At 65.0% G+C, this 240-nt stretch carries 1 pseudogene; it reads left to right on the forward strand.

Going from position 1 to position 240, the window contains the following annotated elements:
- Positions 1-178, forward strand: a pseudogene (sucC, locus tag TSH64_RS35880) (succinate--CoA ligase subunit beta); the annotation flags it as partial.
- Between the last annotated feature and the right edge of the window lie 62 nt (positions 179-240).

The raw sequence follows: 240 nt of genomic DNA on the forward strand, positions 1-240 counted from the left end.
CGTGGTCGCCGCGGCGCGCGAAGTGCACCTGCACGTTCCGCTGGTGGTGCGCCTGGAAGGCACCAACGTCGATCTGGGCAAGAAGATCCTGGCCGAATCCGGCCTGCCGATCCTCTCGGCCGACAACCTCGCCGATGCCGCCGAAAAGGTGGTCAAGGCCGTGAAGGAGGCCGCGTAACATGGCTGTTCTCGTCGACAAGAACACGAAGGTGATCTGCCAGGGCTTCACCGGAGCCCAGG

It is taken from the genome of Azospirillum sp. TSH64, from assembly GCF_003116035.1.
GTDB lineage: Bacteria > Pseudomonadota > Alphaproteobacteria > Azospirillales > Azospirillaceae > Azospirillum.